General features: G+C 57.9%; 1 protein-coding gene. It reads left to right on the forward strand.

All coding sequences use genetic code 11. The annotated features are described in order from the left end of the window. Positions 1 to 238: 238 nt before the first annotated feature. Positions 239 to 808 (forward strand): DUF433 domain-containing protein (locus QD357_RS32630; protein ID WP_414126139.1); only part of this gene is annotated, 570 nt, incomplete at its 3' end.

Raw genomic sequence — 808 nt, forward strand, 5'->3', positions numbered from 1 at the left:
CCGAAATGTCGGCAACCCTCACGGTTCTTGGCCAGATTTCAGAAGCGCTGGGCGTCGAACCCGCCGAACTTGTGACCAAATCGAACTGATCTGCAAATCGCGCCCGTGGTCGACCAGATTTTCGGGCTTCGGAGGCGATGTGCATCGATTGGGACAGCTCGGCCATGAGATCGAGCATGGGTCAAGGCTTTACACTAGTGGCGGGCCGTATTATATATTCTCCACAAGGAGAATGATTATGGCCAGCACATCACACGCCTACACACCCGCCGAGGCGGCGGCTGTCAGCGAGATCGCTGTGAAGTCGGTGCACAATGCGATCGACAAGCGCATCATCGAGACTCATCTCGTTGGTAGCAGCGGTCGAGCACTCACCGATGAGGATCTGCTTCGGTTGAAGCTCTGGTACGGCGTCGGATCGATCTTGTCTGCCGAGCGCCGCAAGCGCCTATTCGATACGATCGACCAGAACCCCGATGCCGAAACTGTTAGGGCAGACGATTATCTCATTATCGACGTTGCGCGGGCACGAGAACAACTGGCTGCGCGGGCCGAGGCGCTTCGAGAAGCCGAACGAATGATTGAAAGCGTGAAAGGCGTCGTGGGCGGCGAGCCGGTTTTCAAGCGAACCCGTGTTCCTGTGCGAACGATTGCCGCGATGAAGACCCAGGGCGCAAGTACAGCGGAAATTGTCGAGGGCTATCCTTCGCTCACCGAGCGCATGGTGGAACTTGCCGAGATCTGGGTTGCGGCCCATCCCGCCAGAGGACGTCCGAGGAAGCTTTCAGAGCAGGGCCTGAAGGTGAAA

This window comes from Rhizobium sp. BR 317, from assembly GCF_047445835.1.
GTDB lineage: Bacteria > Pseudomonadota > Alphaproteobacteria > Rhizobiales > Rhizobiaceae > Rhizobium > Rhizobium paranaense.